General features: G+C 34.7%; 17 protein-coding genes and 1 pseudogene. 8 read left to right on the top strand and 10 right to left on the bottom strand.

Annotated elements, in window-relative coordinates; all coding sequences use genetic code 11:
- Window positions 1-41: 41 nt before the first annotated feature.
- A complete protein-coding gene (locus BK577_RS22750; RefSeq protein WP_078435040.1) occupies window positions 42-1,625 on the top strand; it encodes a glycoside hydrolase family 43 protein in 1,584 nt (527 codons plus the stop codon).
- 57 nt (window positions 1,626-1,682) lie between these two features.
- Window positions 1,683-2,822: a family 8 glycosyl hydrolase gene (locus BK577_RS22745; RefSeq protein ID WP_078435039.1), complete on the top strand. Its 1,140-nt coding sequence runs from the start codon at window positions 1,683-1,685 to the stop codon at window positions 2,820-2,822.
- 122 nt (window positions 2,823-2,944) lie between these two features.
- Here the strand turns inward: BK577_RS22745 and BK577_RS22740 are convergent, their stop codons facing one another.
- The 3 genes from BK577_RS22740 to BK577_RS22730 form a co-directional block, all read right to left on the bottom strand.
- On the bottom strand, window positions 2,945-3,862 hold the full coding sequence (locus BK577_RS22740) for an aldo/keto reductase (RefSeq protein ID WP_078435038.1): 918 nt from the start codon (window positions 3,860-3,862) through the stop codon (window positions 2,945-2,947).
- 347 nt (window positions 3,863-4,209) lie between these two features.
- Window positions 4,210-4,431: a hypothetical protein gene (locus BK577_RS22735; protein ID WP_078435037.1), complete on the bottom strand. Its 222-nt coding sequence runs from the start codon at window positions 4,429-4,431 to the stop codon at window positions 4,210-4,212.
- Window positions 4,432-4,567: 136 nt separating this feature from the next.
- Complete coding sequence (locus tag BK577_RS22730; RefSeq protein WP_078435036.1) at window positions 4,568-5,518, bottom strand: magnesium transporter CorA family protein; 951 nt, start codon at window positions 5,516-5,518, stop codon at window positions 4,568-4,570.
- A gap of 189 nt (window positions 5,519-5,707) precedes the next feature.
- Here BK577_RS22730 and BK577_RS22725 point away from each other — a divergent pair.
- Window positions 5,708-5,974 (top strand): annotated as a pseudogene (locus BK577_RS22725) (KGG domain-containing protein); the annotation flags it as partial.
- Between the two features lie 108 nt (window positions 5,975-6,082).
- On the opposite strand, the gene BK577_RS22720 reads toward BK577_RS22725, so the two are convergent.
- The 4 genes from BK577_RS22720 to BK577_RS22705 all read right to left on the bottom strand — a co-directional run bounded on the left by BK577_RS22720 (window position 6,083) and on the right by BK577_RS22705 (window position 9,041).
- Window positions 6,083-6,541 carry a hypothetical protein gene (locus BK577_RS22720; protein ID WP_078435034.1) on the bottom strand — a complete coding sequence of 153 codons (459 nt, stop codon included), beginning with the start codon at window positions 6,539-6,541 and terminating at the stop codon, window positions 6,083-6,085.
- Between the two features lie 340 nt (window positions 6,542-6,881).
- A complete protein-coding gene (locus BK577_RS22715) occupies window positions 6,882-7,316 on the bottom strand; it encodes a hypothetical protein (protein ID WP_078435033.1) in 435 nt (144 codons plus the stop codon).
- Window positions 7,317-7,596: 280 nt separating this feature from the next.
- Window positions 7,597-8,463: a formate/nitrite transporter family protein gene (locus tag BK577_RS22710; RefSeq protein WP_078435032.1), complete on the bottom strand. Its 867-nt coding sequence runs from the start codon at window positions 8,461-8,463 to the stop codon at window positions 7,597-7,599.
- An 89-nt stretch (window positions 8,464-8,552) separates the two neighbouring features.
- Window positions 8,553-9,041, bottom strand: a complete 489-nt coding sequence (locus BK577_RS22705) for a hypothetical protein (protein ID WP_078435031.1) — start codon at window positions 9,039-9,041, stop codon at window positions 8,553-8,555.
- A gap of 225 nt (window positions 9,042-9,266) precedes the next feature.
- On the opposite strand from BK577_RS22705, the gene BK577_RS26210 reads away from it, so the two are divergent.
- Both BK577_RS26210 and BK577_RS22700 read left to right on the top strand, forming a co-directional pair.
- A complete protein-coding gene (locus tag BK577_RS26210; RefSeq protein ID WP_169908449.1) occupies window positions 9,267-9,434 on the top strand; it encodes a hypothetical protein in 168 nt (55 codons plus the stop codon).
- A gap of 235 nt (window positions 9,435-9,669) precedes the next feature.
- A complete protein-coding gene (locus tag BK577_RS22700) occupies window positions 9,670-9,984 on the top strand; it encodes a hypothetical protein (protein ID WP_078435030.1) in 315 nt (104 codons plus the stop codon).
- A gap of 63 nt (window positions 9,985-10,047) precedes the next feature.
- Here BK577_RS22700 and BK577_RS22695 read toward each other — a convergent pair whose 3' ends face one another.
- Window positions 10,048-11,346: a Glu/Leu/Phe/Val family dehydrogenase gene (locus BK577_RS22695; RefSeq protein ID WP_245823600.1), complete on the bottom strand. Its 1,299-nt coding sequence runs from the start codon at window positions 11,344-11,346 to the stop codon at window positions 10,048-10,050.
- Between the two features lie 328 nt (window positions 11,347-11,674).
- Here BK577_RS22695 and BK577_RS22690 point away from each other — a divergent pair, with 328 nt between their 5' ends.
- Together BK577_RS22690 and BK577_RS22685 are read left to right on the top strand one after the other, a co-directional pair.
- Window positions 11,675-11,929 (top strand): GlsB/YeaQ/YmgE family stress response membrane protein, encoded by a 255-nt coding sequence (locus tag BK577_RS22690; RefSeq protein ID WP_078435029.1) that lies wholly within the window; start codon window positions 11,675-11,677, stop codon window positions 11,927-11,929.
- Window positions 11,930-12,024: 95 nt separating this feature from the next.
- Window positions 12,025-12,762, top strand: coding sequence for a YqcI/YcgG family protein (locus tag BK577_RS22685; protein WP_078435028.1), 738 nt, complete (start codon window positions 12,025-12,027; stop codon window positions 12,760-12,762).
- A 57-nt stretch (window positions 12,763-12,819) separates the two neighbouring features.
- Here the strand turns inward: BK577_RS22685 and BK577_RS22680 are convergent.
- Both BK577_RS22680 and BK577_RS22675 read right to left on the bottom strand, forming a co-directional pair.
- Window positions 12,820-13,982 (bottom strand): IS3 family transposase gene (locus tag BK577_RS22680; protein WP_139367419.1). Its coding sequence is split into 2 segments (ribosomal slippage): window positions 12,820-13,706 and window positions 13,706-13,982, totalling 1,164 coding nucleotides; the frame shifts between segments, so codons are not numbered across the junction.
- A gap of 157 nt (window positions 13,983-14,139) precedes the next feature.
- Entirely contained in the window at window positions 14,140-14,343 is a 204-nt protein-coding gene (locus tag BK577_RS22675) for a hypothetical protein (RefSeq protein ID WP_026559784.1), read from the bottom strand.
- Window positions 14,344-14,572: 229 nt separating this feature from the next.
- On the opposite strand from BK577_RS22675, the gene BK577_RS22670 reads away from it, so the two are divergent.
- Window positions 14,573-15,805, top strand: a complete 1,233-nt coding sequence (locus tag BK577_RS22670) for a glycoside hydrolase family 43 protein (protein ID WP_245823562.1) — start codon at window positions 14,573-14,575, stop codon at window positions 15,803-15,805.
- Window positions 15,806-15,897 lie beyond the last annotated feature (92 nt).

The following is a 15,897-nucleotide window of genomic DNA, read 5'->3' as shown; positions in this document are numbered from 1 at the left end:
CCTACTTAACTCTTAATTCGAAGAGAAGGAGATGTGAAGAAATGAAGTATCTAAATCCGGTTATATCTGGATTTTATCCAGATCCAAGTATCGTAAAAGTAGGAGTTGATGATTTTTACTTAGTAACAAGCTCCTTTGAATATTTTCCTGCAATACCAATTTTTCATAGTAATGATCTTCTTAATTGGAAACAAATCGGTAGTGTGTTAACGAGAGACAGTCAGGTTAACTTAAGAAATAGTAGAAGCTCCGGTGGTTTATATGCACCTACGTTACGATATCATGATGGAACATTTTATATGATTTCGACTGATGTATCAGGTACTGGTAATTTTTATGTCACAGCAACTGATCCAAAAGGTCCTTGGTCAGATCCAATTAAAATTCCATATGGAAATATTGATCCTTCCTTAATGTTTGATGATGATGGAAAAGTCTATGTAACCGTTCAAAATGGAGCTGGATACGAGTCTCATATTATTCAATATGAAATCGATATTCATACAGGCAAGGCCTTATCCTCACCGGTTGTAATATCTCATGGTGATGGAGGACAATGGACTGAAGCCCCGCACCTATATAAAATAAGAGGAATCTATTATTTACTATGTGCATGTGGTGGTACAGGAGAAGATCACAGAGCCATCATTTCAAAAAGTACCCAACCTTACGGACCTTTTGAAATGTTAAATAAACCTATCTTAACACATAATCAAATGAATGATCATCCAATACAAAACATTGGGCATGCTGACTTTGTCGAAGATCAAAATGGGAACTGGTGGGCTGTGTTTTTAGGAACACGACCTGTGAATCAAAAATATACAATTTTGGGGAGAGAAACGTTTTTAGCACCTATAACTTGGACCGAAGATGGCTGGCCAATGATTGATAATAATGAAGGTAGTGTATCAGGTGTTATGGAAACAACGAAGCTTTCCGGAGAATCTACTCTAAAGGAGAATTTTTTAGATCATGATGATTTTGAACAAGATGTATTAGATTTGACATGGTTTTATCTTAGAGCTAAAAGTGAGGAAAACTATTCCTTATCTGAACGAAAAAGTTGGTTGTCACTGATTGGTCGACCTGATCATTTGAGTGATGAAAAAGGAGTTCCTACATTTATTTGTAAACCACAAAAACATAGTAAAATGGAATTTAGTACATTGCTAGAGTTTGATCCAAAAAATAATGGTGAAGAAGCCGGCTTGTCAGTTCGATTAAATGAAAAAGCACATTATGAGATAGCTGTTAAACAATTAAATGGAGAAAAAGTAGTTGTCGCATTCAAAACAATTCAAGGACATACAGAAGAAATTGCACGTTGTATGATTCGAAACTCAACAGTTCAATTAAAGATAAAATCAGATAATCAAGATTATCATTTTCAATACGCAGAAGAAGGGGAAGAGTGGAAGAACCTTGGAAAATCTCCACTGGCCTACTTATCCAAAGAGGAAAATGGGGGATTTGGAGGCGTATTTACCGGAGTCTGTCTTGGAGTGTATGCAACAGGCAATGGAAAAGAAAGTAGAACACCTGCATTCTTTAATTGGGTTCACTATAAAGGGGAAAATGAAGTAACTAGTTTAATAGATCGTAAACTTGAAATAAAGGGATAAAATTTCTAAAAACTTTGTTTGTGTAATAACCAAACAATGGGTGGGAGGAAATGATAGATGAACACGGCAATTCTATATAACAGAACATATAGAAATGTTTTTCGAGAATATGGATATTCTGACGAATTGATTAATGAAAGAGTACAGGATACATGGAATAAACTTTTTTCAGAGCAGCATTCTGAAACTCAAATTTATTATCAAGTTGGAAATGATGAAGGATACATGCTTGACACGGGAAATTTGGATGTCCGTACAGAAGGAATGTCATACGGAATGATGATGGCCGTCCAAATGGATCAAAAAGATACATTTGACCGACTTTGGAAGTGGACATATCGAAATATGTATATGTCAGAAGGAGAGAATGCAGGATATTTTGCTTGGTCTTGTCATACTGATGGTTCAAAGCGCTCTCATGGACCGGCACCAGATGGAGAGGAATATTTTGCCTTGGCCTTATTTTTTGCTTCACATCGTTGGGGTGACAGCGACGGAATCTTTAACTACGGACAACAAGCAAGGGATTTACTAAGAACCTGTCTTCATAAGGGAGAAGATGGAGAAGGTTTTCCGATGTGGAACCCTGAGAATAAATTGATAAAGTTTGTTCCGAATGTTGAATTTTCTGATCCTTCCTATCATTTACCGCATTTTTATGAGTTGTTTTCATTATGGGCATATCCAGAAGATCGACAGTTCTGGAAAGATGCTGCTATTGCAAGTAGACAGTATCTAAAAATTGCATGTCATCCTGTTACAGGCTTAGCTCCTGAGTATGCATATTATGATGGAACACCAAATAATGAAAATGGTTATGGACATTTTTTCAGTGATTCTTACCGAGTAGCTTGCAACATTGGATTGGATTATGAATGGTTTAAAGATGAACAAACTCCGATAGAAATAAATGAAAGAATTCAGCAGTTTTTTGCCGATAAAGAGCCTGCAGATTATCGACGATACAAAATTTCCGGGGAATCCTTTGAGGAAAAATCACTTCATCCTGTGGGGCTTCTAGCGTCTAATGCAATGGCATCACTATCTACAACAGGTCCTAATGCTAGGAAATGTGTAGAATTATTTTGGAATACACCAGTGCGTACTGGGAATCGTCGTTATTATGACAATTGTTTATACTTTTTTAGTTTATTAGCCTTGAGCGGAAATTTTAAAATATGGATGCCTGAAGAGTGATGATATATCGTATTTTTTCATGTTGTTACGTAGTTTAGAAGCATATACATACTCGACATAGAATAATCAAAACAAAGCACCTCTTAATGAAGAATTAAGAGGTGCTTTGTTTGTTTTTAGATTTATGGCAAAACATTGCCTGCTGCCCTAAAAATTTCATACCATTCTTCGCGCGAAAGATGAACTTCGCTTGCCTTACAGCAATCTGTTAATCTGTTTATGTTCATCGTACCGATGACTGGTTGCATATTTGCTGGATGGCGTAATAACCAAGCAATTGCAATCGTCGTATTGCTAACTTCATATCTGTCAGCGATTTCATTAATCTTTTGATTTAATTCCGGGAATTTGTCGTTTCCAAGGAATACGCCTTCAAAGAATCCATATTGAAAAGGAGACCAAGGCTGAATTGTGATATCGTTTAGTCTGCAGTAATCAAGAATGCTGCCATCTCTATTAATTGCAGAATCATTTTCCATGTTCACATTAAAACCATTTGAGATCATGTTTGCGTTTGTAATACTTAATTGAAGTTGATTTGCCACAATCGATTGTTTGACTGATTTTTTTAGGAGTTCAATTTGCATTGGATTTTGGTTGGATACACCGAAATAACGCACTTTACCTGAATTTTCAAGTGTATCAAAAGCCTCTGCCACTTCTTCTGGCTCAACTAATGTATCTGGACGGTGAAGAAGAAGAACATCTAGGTAATCAGTATTTAAGCGTTTTAGAATTCCGTCAACAGATTCTAAAATATGTTCTTTTGAAAAATCGAACATTCCTTTTCGTATACCACACTTTGATTGTAGAATGATTTTTTCACGAATATCATCATTCATATGAATCGCATCTGCAAAGATTTCTTCACACTCTCCGCCACCGTAAATATCAGCATGGTCGAAGAAATTAGCACCTAATTCCAGTGCAGTTTGAACAAAGTGTTCAGCTTCGTTTTTTTCAAGTGAATTAATCCGCATACATCCGACAGCGATGGCGGGTACTTCTAATAGGCTGTTTCCGAGTTTAATCGTTTTCATTAATGGATTCTCCTTATTTTATAATTGGTCATCTGATTGAGCGTCAGCTACATATTGTGATAAGGGAGTCTTAATAAATTTCATCGTTGCCCATTATTGAAACTTGATTCCCTATATTTATTTTAATAAATTAGGAAAGCGTTTAATAGTACTGAAATTTTTTTTAGATACTTACTCTAACTTTACTTACTATATATTTTTTCTCTTAATCTCCAAAAGATAAACTGTCTCGCCATAATTAATAGGGAGCTGGTCAGAATATAGGTACCTTCTGACCAGCTCCCAACTCATATCACTTTATATGGCTATTATTCACGTTAATGAATTTATTACTTTGCAACTTATTACTAGTAACGAACAAAGTCATGTTTATCCTTTTCTAAAGAGAAATACTCAAAGCACTGGGGACATTGTTGATAATCATCATGACTTATCAACTGTAAGACTTGTTCATCACTATTAGATTCCTCTAAGTGTTTATGTAAAATCTTATGATGGTTACAGCCATCGGTAATGAAAGCTGTCCGATGTACAATTAATTTGGAATGATCTATGAAATATTTTGACATAGATGAAACTCCTTTTTTTTATCGGCTTAAATAAGATTTTAGCATAATGATATTACACACGGATTACAAGTAAATGGCAAGGATGTTAAAAGTATACATTTGGAATACCGAAATACCAACATGTAATGAATTCATATCACTTGAAAAACGATCCTTTTTTTCTGGCTTTCAAAAGATCACCAGTCCAGCCTTTCATTTTTAAATATCCGTAAAGTGCTAGAGTTGAAACAATGATTAGTACACATGAAAGTAAATAGCCATATTTCCATTCGAGCTCAGGCATATGCTTGAAATTCATCCCCCATAATGCACCTAAAGCCATTACCGGAGTAAAGATTGTTGTGATAACGGTTAATGTTTTCATAATTTCATTCCCGCGATGGGAAGAAATGACTTCTTCTAAATTAATAATTGAATCAATTTCAGTTTCATATTCGTTAATTAGAACCATTGCTCTATCAATCCGTTTGCCCGTTCGATTGAAGATAATTTTGTCATTTATTTCATCATCAAGATAGATTTCCTCTATTCCCATTTTCAGCTCCTTCAATGGAATGAATAAATTTTTCCAAAGTAGAAGTTCATGTCTCCTCATATATATTTTATCGAGAATGCTTGTTTTATTTTTCTTACTCACATTCCAAATCAGTTCGTTTAACTTCTCTTCGAATAGATCAATACCGTATAACATTTCATTCATTAATTCTCCAAGAATCATTAAAAACCCATCAACAGCGTTTTCAGTCTTTTCGATTTGTCCAAATAATAATTCCTGGCTTATATGTTTAAGAGAGGTAAGATCAAGATTAACTGTAATCAACAGATCATCTGTCATAAAAAAATGACAGATTTTATGGTCTAATTCATCCTCGAAGTTTTGTTCGTAAATCAGTGAGCCTTTTACAACTTTTTTTCCATTTTCTAATATGAATGTTCTTAAGCAATTTGTTTTATTTTCCTGAACGTGATCAAGCCATTCCTTATTAAAGGGACAGTATTCTTTATGGATAACATGTTTTATTTTGTCAATCTCGTTTTTCTCAAATTGATGCCATTTCCAGTTATTAGGACCAATGGTTGTTAGCATTATATCACCTTACTTAGAGTTATTATCTATTAAATTCCCCATTATAGAATGAACGAAACTAGTTATAAAGATGTGAAGTAGATTTCTAAACTTTATTTAATAATAGAGGTTTACTTTCCTATCAAAGCGGTTATAGTTCATTAAGTCCGAAAGGACAACATATTTTACTTATTCGAGGAGGAATTGAAAATGGCTAAAAACGATGATAAAAAAATGACGGTAGAAGAAGCTGGTAGAAAAGGTGGAGAAGCCACTTCAAAGAATCACGATAAGGAATTTTATCAAGAGATCGGTCGAAAAGGCGGAGAAGCTACCTCAGAGAACCATGATAAAGAATTCTATCAAGAAATTGGTCGAAAAGGCGGAGAAGCTACTTCTGAAAACCACGATAAAGAGTTTTACCAAGAGATTGGTGAAAAAGGTGGAGAAGCACGTAGTAAACAACGAGATAATGATTAAATTACTTTAAGAGTCCAAATAAACCAAAAGAGACAAACTAATAGAAGCCTGTACTTAATTTGTACAGGCTTCTATTGTGAGGAGTTTTAATTGGTCAATCATGATTTAGACTGCGTAATGCTTGTTAATCTCGCTATAATAGTACTCTAAAGAATGGTGTTTTATATAATTAAAAAAAGAGAGTGGTATATTCGGTACTAATCTTTTGGCTTTTTTCCAAGCTTGAAACTCAATAAGGAAGTCTATTTGTCTTCTTTGAAGCGGCTCCTCTGTTTTCTCATGCAATTCAATCAATGCTAAGAGAGATTGATCAGTTGCGTGTCCAAGTTCATGGGCAAGAATGACAGCTGTGTAATCGAGGAATACATTTTTGCCGGGGAACAATAACTCGCACTGTTTTTTTATTTCATCTACATATAATGTAATGGCATGCTCTTGAAGGCTGTACTTCCCGCCTATATTTCGATTCAAAGGACATCTTTCTTCTATTTTAACTGTTACGAAACGGTCGGATAATTTTAATAGATCATCAACAATGATCATAATTTTATTTTGTTCTGTCACTTTATTTTCCCTCATTTAGTTCTTTTAGTAAGTATATGTAACCTATATATTGGTTATGATTTTTTCCAAAAGGATTATGACAAGAGTGTCATTCAAGTAATTTAGGAATGTTTAATAATAACTTATAGAATTCATTATATATACGTTAGTGGGAAAAAAACAGAAATAATTATATAAACGATACTTTGAGTTTTATCATTTTCTTAGTTCAAAAATTGAGTAAAAAAATAGCTTATAGACCTGCCTGAATATCAGACATTGTCTATAAGCTAAAGACTTACTTCTAAAGAAGTTAATTAATACCCTTCAATTTAAGTCTAAATGGTTTATCTATAATGTTTTACCATATCCAGCTAAACCAGTTAATTTTGTTATCATCAACCCAACTATAATCTTTCTTATCATACCATCCGTGTTTATCGTCCCAGCCATAGTCATGATCGTCGTTTTTGTCTTTATTCTTGCCACCGTACCAATCTTTCCATATATCATAGGATTCTATACACCGGTTGTCCTTACCTTTTTTACACCCATCCCAATGACCCCAGTTATGCTTACCCTTATCCCAGTCTTTCCAGTCATCATCCCAATCATCTTTATCTTTATCCCAGGAGTTCTTTTCTCCTGTCCCGTTAAAGATAAAACTAAAAATGGATTCAAAAAAGTTTTGATCATTGTATGTATTTCCATAAGTTGCAAGTGCTGAGGTTGGAATAACTAAAGAACTAACAAGCAAAAAAATGATCACTAAGATCTTGACTGCACCAAATTTCATATTTTCACCTCCACATACTTTCCAAATAAGAGTATATATCTATTAATATATGTTCTTATTATAGCACGTATAGAACTTTTATAACGAAACAGAGTGGAGATTATAAGAAAAAATCATCATTTTTAGAATGGAGTGATAAGGGAGCAAATACCTATTCGCGAGCTTTAAATTTATGATACAACCTTATGCAGTTATCGATCTAGAACCTAGAAACTGAAATCTTAAATAAAAAAGAACCTTTCCGAAAAGGGAAAGGTTTATCTAGGTAAATAATGTTTATTTAAGCTTTTGATTCCTCTTCAAGTACTTCTTCATCAATATCTTCTTTAAAAGCAAACGATAATAAAAGTGAAACTAATATTCCTCCGCCAATTAAATTTCCTATAGAGGCGGGGATAATATTATAAAATATTAATTGAAACCAATTATACTCAAAGCCTTCTAGCACAGTAATGCTAAAATACCCCATATTGGCTACAGCGTGTTGGAAATTGCCAGCTTCAAAAATAATGACAGGAAGAAAAATACCCAATATTTTCCCTGAAACATCTCTAGCAGCCGTACCTAAAACCGCAGCAATTCCAATTAACCAGTTTGCTAGAATGCCTGAAAATAAAACTTGAAACCATCCCCATGTTCCGCGCTCAGTAAACTGCATTTTTTTCTCCATAAAAACGAGGAGACCTTCATAAAATTCCTTATCCAATGAACCTGAAAGATTAAGTAAAAAGCCGACAAAAAGAGCCCCAAGAAAATTCCCAATATAACAAACCAGCCAGAATTGTAAAACCTTTTTGCTTAGTGAGTAATGACTATACAATATGTAACTCGGCAGTAAAACATTAACTTCTGTAAAAAGAATGGACCCTGATAAGAAAATCATGGCATAGCCAATAGCAAAACCAATACCTGATAAAAGATGAAAATAACCCTCTATCTCAATCTTGCTGGACAATAATACGGAAGCGAGGGCACCGAATGAAATAAATGCTCCCGCCATAATTGAAAGAATAAATTGTGCACGCCTTGTCATTTGTAGTGAATCTTTTCCTTTTAAAATAAAGGACTCGATAATTTGTTCAGGAAAATAATATTGTCTGTTAGGATATTGACTATCTTTAGGTTTGTTTTGTTTTTTATTTTTCATAGCAACCACCAATGTTTTTTTCTAAACAGTTTCCCTAAATAAGAAACGCTAAACATGTTTGAATACAAATGAACCTTTATATTTTAATGCTAATTGATAGGATCTTTTTCTAATGGTTTATTAAAAATGATGTTTAAGACTGCTTTGCCATCACTTGGACAACCATCTACGAATTGGGCCGGAAATAGAGAAAAAAACACATAATAAACAGAAAAGTAAACAAATTGATAGAGTATAATACTAGGGTTCAGGGTCCCTTGAAGAATTAAACCGTTAATAAGAAAAATGGTTGAAATGTTAAAGATAGAACCACCTAGAAATATTAACACCTTTTTTACTTTCCCATTTTTCTTGTGATGCAATTCCTTATATTCACACCAACCATCGACAAAATAGACCTTACGGATACAAAAGGGTCCTACCTTGCAAAGCGTTTTTCCTGTACCTATATGAATATCTACATGACATCCTAAAAGCTTTGCGAAAAATAAATGGCCGCTTTGATGAATAATGGTAACGACAGGAAGTACTAAGAAAAGGGAAAGAAAGAATTTTCCCATGTCTTCAAATCCAAACATGAATAGTCCCCCAATATTATTAACTTTTTCTTAATCTGTTTCATACCCGTCCACCTTTTTATAAAACATATATGCAAACCCACTCAAAGATGAAATCCAGTTTATGGTTACAAAAGTTTGAATGAATAGTTACTTATAATAAGAGATTTAAATCTCTATTTTAAGTTTGAGTGTTTTTCTAGAAGGGTAAAACCTTCCTAACAAAGTAAAAAGGAGGAATTAATAATGGATAATAGTTGGAAGAAAAAATTAATTGTTGGAGGTACGGCTGCGTTATTAACTTTTGGAGGCTTAGCTGGGTGTGCTGATGGAGTTGATCAAGATAATGGTCCTAGCGATGGAGAACAAAAGGATGATGTAGATAACGAAAATAAGAATCCAGAAACAGAATAATTATGAAATTCCATTAGAAGGATAAAATCAGGGAATTATAGTACGTTGCAAATCATGCAGTTCTGTAAAGCTGGTTTTGTCCTTCTAGTGTGATAAAGACGTATTGCAGGGGTACTCAGTTGGTTATGTCTGTCATTAAAGAGATCAAAAACAGAGCGTTTCCAGATGCCCAAGTTTTACATCAAATTGTTACTAATCATGCGCCTAATAAAAAAGTTGTCAAGGAGGGATTAAAATGGCAGAAAGATACTATGTATCCGTCGAAGTCGGGGATATTCAAGATTCACCGTTTGATGATCACTTTCATTATTATGAAATAGAGGCTTCGAAGCAGCAAATGGAGGAAATTGAGAGCATCTTACAAGAGATCAAAATGACGGAATATGATCCGAAACCAATTCTCACATCGTTAAATGAAGAAAATGGTATAGAAGCACGAGAAGAGCAGCATCGTTTACTTACAAAGCTCTATGAAAAAATTTACCAGCTGGGAACAGCTGAAACAAAACAGGATATTCGATCCTTAAAAATATTAAACCAGCTTCATTAATATGAAGCTGGTTGTCTTATGCAGTTTTTTAAAAAAGGGGTGTTAAAAGATAATTTATATCTCTTAACAATCAATCGGCATTTTCCAATTTTTAATCCAACCGCGGGCCTTCATGGCTTCTGCTAGTCTTCCAACTCCTACCAGATAGGCTGATTCTCGCATACTAACCCTTTTCTCTTCTTTCATCATATATACACTTTCAAATGCATGAACTAATTTCTCTTGAAGTTTTTCATTAATTTCATCTTCTTTCCAAAAATAATTCATAGAATTTTGAACCCATTCAAAATAGGATACGGTTACACCACCGGCGTTACATAATATATCAGGAATGACAAATATCCCTTTTTCCTCCATTACATGATTTCCTTCCGGTGTAGTTGGGCCATTAGCAGCTTCTGCTACGATCTTTGCTTTAATAGTAGGGGCGGTTTTACTTGTAATTTGGTTCTCTAATGCTGCCGGTACGAGAATATCACAATCCAGCGAAAAAAGTTCCTTATTTGTAATATTTATACTATCTTCAAAACCCTTTACTGTTCCATTTTCATTAACATAATCTATTAAATTCATAACATCTAAACCATTTGGTGAATAAGCTCCACCTTTTGCATCCGTAATAGCGATCACTTTTACTCCATGTTGATGTAATAGTTTTGCAGTAATGGAACCAACATTTCCAAAACCTTGAATGACTGCGGTTAGATTGTCGAGTTTGAGATTCAAACGTTTGGCTGCCTCAATAATAGAGATGACGACCCCGCGCCCGGTTGCCTCAATACGTCCGGCTGACCCCCCTATCACAATTGGTTTGCCTGTTATAAAGCCGGGAACACTACGCCCTGATAATCGATCAAATTCGTCCAGCATCCATCCCATGATTTGTTGATTTGTATTGACATCAGGAGCAGGGACATCTTTTGCAGGTCCAATAATAGGCTCTAATTCCCTAATATATCCTCGACTCAATTCCTCAAGCTCCCGATTTGATAGTTCATGTGGATCGACAATAATTCCGCCTTTACCACCTCCAAATGGTAAACCGATCAAGGCGGATTTTAAAGACATCCACATTGATAAGGCGATTACTTCATCCTCGGTAACGTTTTGATGGAATCGAACTCCGCCTTTTGTTGGGCCAAGTATATCGATATGTTGGGAACGAATACCGGTATAGCTTACATATTCACCATTATCTTTACGAATTGGAATCGAAACTTTCATCACTCTGGTCGGTTTTTTTAAAATCTCATAAACTCCTTTTGGCAGGTGTAGTGATTCTGTTGCACGTTCGATTAAACGTTTTGCGATTTCATATGGATTGGTAATATCGACACCGTTTTGTTGTTCTTTGGATGGCATTTCCGATCTGATTTCTGCAACAGGATCATTCCTAGTTCCTTCCAGAGATTCTTCATTTGTCGTCTTTGGTTTTTCTTCCATGATAAAATCCTTCGTGGGGTTTGGTTTACTTCCCATTATTAAATCCATCCTTTCAATTTCTTTTACTTATTTTTTTCTTAATGATCATATACCCTAAAAAATTTGTTCCTAAAACGATTAATCTTTTGATAGAAGTATAAAAGAGTAACAACGTTTTTAAAAAAATATGCAAATGAAAGTTTATCAATTTGGACAATGGGTATCTACTAGTAAACACATTTTAAAAAATTTAAAGGAGAGATGAAAAATGGGATTTCTTTGGGCATTAATTATAGGTGGAATTATTGGTTGGTTAGCAGGTCTAATCGCAGGAAGAGATATTCCAGGCGGGATTATTGGTAATATCATTGCAGGATTTATTGGAGCATGGTTAGGGTCTCTTTTATTGGGGCAGTGGGGTCCGGAAGCAGGAGGCTTCTATATTATTCCAGCTTTAATAGGAGCTATTGTTCTGGTATTTGTTGTTAGTTTGGTTATGAAGAGTATGCGAAAACATGCTTAAACTGAAAAACCTATGAAAGAGGCTGCTTAAACGCAGTCTCTTTGTTTAAAAATAGAAAGTTGTTTATAGATAAAATAATTATAGAAGGTGATGAAATGCAAACAAAAAAGAAGAGTTTATTGTTAACAAAGGAAGACATGGTAAACGATCAAATCGTTCCTGATTGGGTACTAAAAGAATATCAGACGTTTCACTCAACAGTTACAGATCCTACTTTTCCGTGCTATTTTGGGATGAGTGCAGAGAATAAAGGGGAACTTCGATACTCATACATTACACATGATAATTGGTCACAATTACCTGATACAATTAGTAGCTTCATAGATTTATTTCAAGCACCTAAGCTTGTTCGTCATGGATTATTTCTTTTCGTAGAGCCTGAGGAGACGGAAAAATCAATTTCCTATTACCGAAATTATTTTTGGAGAATCTTGCAATTTTTACATAAACATGATGAAAACGAGTGGCCGAAGGATATTCCGTACGATCCAGACCATCATTTATGGGCATTTTCGTTTGCGAATGAACCTTTTTTTGTATTTGGAAATGCACCTGCTTACAAACAAAGAAAAACAAGAAACTTAGGAAATAGCCTGATTTTAGGTTTTCAGCCACGCCGTATTTTTGAAGGGTTAGAAGGAACATCAAAAGGAGGAGCGATGTCCAGAGAAAAAGTGAGAGAACGTGTGGAAAAATGGGATCAGCTTCCGAAGCATCCAAACATAAGTCATTATGGTGATCCTGATCACCGGGAATGGAAACAGTACTTTATAGGTGATGATGCAAAACCAATGACAGGAAAATGTCCATTCCATGAAGTTGCTAAAAATTAACGAAAGGACGCCTTTTTCATTGAACTGACCCACTGGTTTGAGACACAAAAAGAACACCTATGCTGCCTGTTCCCTAAATTCTCTTGGGGATAGGTAGTTTAATTTTGCCTGAAGACGTATTTGATTGTAATAATAGATGAAATTTCTTACTTTTTCCACTACAATTGGGTTTGTAAGATGTTCTTGTGGTTGAGAGTAGAATTCTTCCGACTTTAGGGTAGAGTGGAAGGATTCAATGACGGCGTTATCAAAGCAGTTGCCTTTCCGAGACATGCTTGTGATAATGCCGTTTTCCTTTGCTAAGTTTTGAAAAGCGTAAGAGGTATATTGTGAACCTTGATCACTATGAAGAATAACCCCTTTAGTTTCAGGCTGATTATCTAATTCATCTTTCAATGTATCTAAAACTAGCGATACCTCTTGGCTTAAACCTATTCGAAAAGCGATAATTTCATTATTGTAAAGGTCCATGATACAAGACAAGTACATCATCGATTGTCCAAATGGAAGATACGTTATATCCGTAACCCACTTTTCATTAGGTTTCGATGCTTTGAAGTCTTGTTTTAAGTGATTGGGCACAATAATCTTACTTTCCCCTAATATCTTTATCTTCCGTTTTGGTTTGACTCTACACTGCCAATTGTATTTCTGCATTATCCGTTGGACTGTCTTTCTATTTACTTTTATTTTATATTCTCTAAGGAGCCAAGCCTTCACAGTTCTGTGGCCAATTCGATACTTGTGTTTCGTACATACCTCTTTAATCTTAAGTTCCAATTCCGTCATATTTTTATTACCTTTCTTTACCCACCGATAATAGCTAGATCTAGGGATTCCTAAACATTCACATATTAATGTGACAGGATATTTTTCTTTCAATTCTTTTACGAGCTCTAAAACGATTTCTGGGACCAACCCCTTTCGATATCCTGGTACTTTTTTAGAATTTCTACTTGAATACTTAGTTGTTTATTTCTTGCTTTTAACTGTTCAACTTCATTTAACTCTTCTAACCCTTTACCATACGAATATTGTTTCCCTATTCCTTGAGAAAATCTATAAGTCTCCCCGTTTTCATACCATTTCACCCAGTTTTGTATTTGTCTTTTATGTTTTATTCCTAGCTTTTCTTGAATCATTTTATAGGTCATACCATTTTTCCTTAAATTAACTGCTTCCCACTTTATTTCTTCTGGGTAATGAACGATTTTCCCCATGAGAAAAACACCTCCGCAATCGTTTAGTTTATAAATACGATTCAGGAGGTGCTCTTTCCTTGTCTCATTTACTTGGGTCACTCTACATTAAGAGGCGTCCTTATTTAAATGAAACAAAATAGAGAATAGCAGTGGGATTAGCACTGCTATTTTCTATTTAGGGCTTATATTTTTTTTCGCTGGAAGATTGATCTTTTGTATCATGCTTGTCTCGTTCTTCTCTTTTTTCCTCTTTTATATCTTCTAGTGGTAGATCATCAATTGGCATAACAAGTTGGTCAACTTCCTGCTGACTTTCCCTATCTTTTTTAAATCTATCAGGGTTATTCTTTTTCTTTTGCTGCACTTTTTCCCGGTCCATTTAATACCCTCCTAATGATATGAAATGTTAAAAGGTTACTATATTTAATACCCTGACAATTGTGTAGGTAAACAACCAGTTACATGCCATACGGTCACGGAAACTCTACTGATATTTATCAGGTATAGTCTAAAATCTATATTGATTTACAGCTAGTTATGTGACATTTTATATGTAGCTTTTCATACAGTTGTAAAAGTGTAAGTTACTTAATGGGGAGGAATGTTCAATGGGAGATACAAGATTATCGGATAAGGATTTGATTGAATCAATAAAAAAAGAGTTGGAAATTCCACATGCGGATGACATTAGGGGGAATATTTTTTTACCGTTATCTATTAAAGGAGCAACAATATCTTGGGAAACGAGTAGACCGGATATAGTAAATGTGAATAACGAAAAGATTGAGGGGTATGATGAAATTCCAGCAGGTATTGTATCCAGACCTGAAACAGATACACCAGTACAATTAACTGCATCAATAACTGTTGGTGAGCTAAGTGAAACGAAGCAAATTTTGCTTACGGTGAAGGCAAAACCAGGAGAAATGAGTTTTCAAGCTTATTTAATGGTTCATTTTACAGGTGAGCATGAAAAAGGAGAACAGATTTATTTTGCATGCAGCACAGATGGCTTGAACTGGAGTGATTTGAATAGTGGAAAACCAATTTTACTCTCTGATATAGGTGAAAAGGGAGTAAGAGATCCTTTTGTCTTACGATCAGCAGAGGGAGATAGATTTTTCATAATCGCTACAGATTTACGGATAGCAAATGGAAGAGGTTGGGATGCAGCACAAACTGCAGGAAGTAAATCTATTATTGTTTGGGAATCAAATGATTTAGTAAACTGGTCAGTTCCTAGGATGATTAAAGTGGCCCCGCAAAATGCAGGGGACGCGTGGGCTCCTGAGGCAATATATGATGAAAAGACAGGGGAATATATTGTATTTTGGGCTTCAAGAGTCTTGGATGAAGGTGAATTTGGAACCCATAATATTTACTATGCAAAGACTAGGGATTTCTATAGTTTTACAAATCCAAAGCTGTTTATCGAACGTCAAGATGATACCCATATTATTGATACAACGATTATTAAAGATAATAAAATGTATTATCGATATTCGGGAGATGGACAAATCACAATAGAAAAAAGTGAGCAAATACTAGGTCTGTGGAGAAAGATTGGAACATTAGAAGCTTCAACCGGATTAACTGGAAAAGATATTGAAGGTCCATTGATTTTTAAATTTCATGACAAAAAAGAATGGTGTTTATTGGTTGATCAATATGCGACAGGGAAGGGATATCTACCATTACTCACGAGAGATCTTTCAAGTTGTGAGTTTGAAAAGGTAAAAACGATTTACTTTTTAGGATCTTCTATAAAAAGACATGGTTCTGTTTTATCTTTAACAAATGAAGAATACGAAACTGTTAAGACTAAGTGGGGGACAAACTGAACAAAATATGTAGAGCTCCAATGAAAAAATTTGGAAACTTCATTGTACTATTTGGATATATCGATTAAAATTTATCGTAATAATTAGTTTTT

This window comes from Metabacillus halosaccharovorans (genome assembly GCF_002019635.1).
In the GTDB taxonomy this organism is placed as follows: Bacteria; Bacillota; Bacilli; order Bacillales; family Bacillaceae; genus Metabacillus; species Metabacillus halosaccharovorans.
The sequence above is the reverse complement of the archived record's forward strand: the minus strand, read 5'-3'. Positions and strand labels throughout refer to the sequence as shown.

What these genes read in the sequence shown, in the direction of transcription:
- BK577_RS22735 (WP_078435037.1), bottom strand. Translation starts at nt 4,431, where the DNA reads ATGTCAAAATATTTCATAGATCATTCCAAATTAATTGTACATCGGACA.
- BK577_RS22700 (WP_078435030.1), top strand. Translation starts at nt 9,670, where the DNA reads ATGGCAGAAAGATACTATGTATCCGTCGAAGTCGGGGATATTCAAGAT.
- BK577_RS22715 (WP_078435033.1), bottom strand. Translation starts at nt 7,316, where the DNA reads ATGAAATTTGGTGCAGTCAAGATCTTAGTGATCATTTTTTTGCTTGTT.
- BK577_RS22745 (WP_078435039.1), top strand. Translation starts at nt 1,683, where the DNA reads ATGAACACGGCAATTCTATATAACAGAACATATAGAAATGTTTTTCGA.
- BK577_RS22740 (WP_078435038.1), bottom strand. Translation starts at nt 3,862, where the DNA reads ATGAAAACGATTAAACTCGGAAACAGCCTATTAGAAGTACCCGCCATC.
- BK577_RS22730 (WP_078435036.1), bottom strand. Translation starts at nt 5,518, where the DNA reads ATGCTAACAACCATTGGTCCTAATAACTGGAAATGGCATCAATTTGAG.
- BK577_RS22690 (WP_078435029.1), top strand. Translation starts at nt 11,675, where the DNA reads ATGGGATTTCTTTGGGCATTAATTATAGGTGGAATTATTGGTTGGTTA.
- BK577_RS22695 (WP_245823600.1), bottom strand. Translation starts at nt 11,346, where the DNA reads ATGCCATCCAAAGAACAACAAAACGGTGTCGATATTACCAATCCATAT.
- BK577_RS22705 (WP_078435031.1), bottom strand. Translation starts at nt 9,041, where the DNA reads ATGTTTGGATTTGAAGACATGGGAAAATTCTTTCTTTCCCTTTTCTTA.
- BK577_RS22670 (WP_245823562.1), top strand. Translation starts at nt 14,573, where the DNA reads ATGGGAGATACAAGATTATCGGATAAGGATTTGATTGAATCAATAAAA.
- BK577_RS26210 (WP_169908449.1), top strand. Translation starts at nt 9,267, where the DNA reads ATGGATAATAGTTGGAAGAAAAAATTAATTGTTGGAGGTACGGCTGCG.
- BK577_RS22675 (WP_026559784.1), bottom strand. Translation starts at nt 14,343, where the DNA reads ATGGACCGGGAAAAAGTGCAGCAAAAGAAAAAGAATAACCCTGATAGA.
- BK577_RS22750 (WP_078435040.1), top strand. Translation starts at nt 42, where the DNA reads ATGAAGTATCTAAATCCGGTTATATCTGGATTTTATCCAGATCCAAGT.
- BK577_RS22710 (WP_078435032.1), bottom strand. Translation starts at nt 8,463, where the DNA reads ATGAAAAATAAAAAACAAAACAAACCTAAAGATAGTCAATATCCTAAC.
- BK577_RS22685 (WP_078435028.1), top strand. Translation starts at nt 12,025, where the DNA reads ATGCAAACAAAAAAGAAGAGTTTATTGTTAACAAAGGAAGACATGGTA.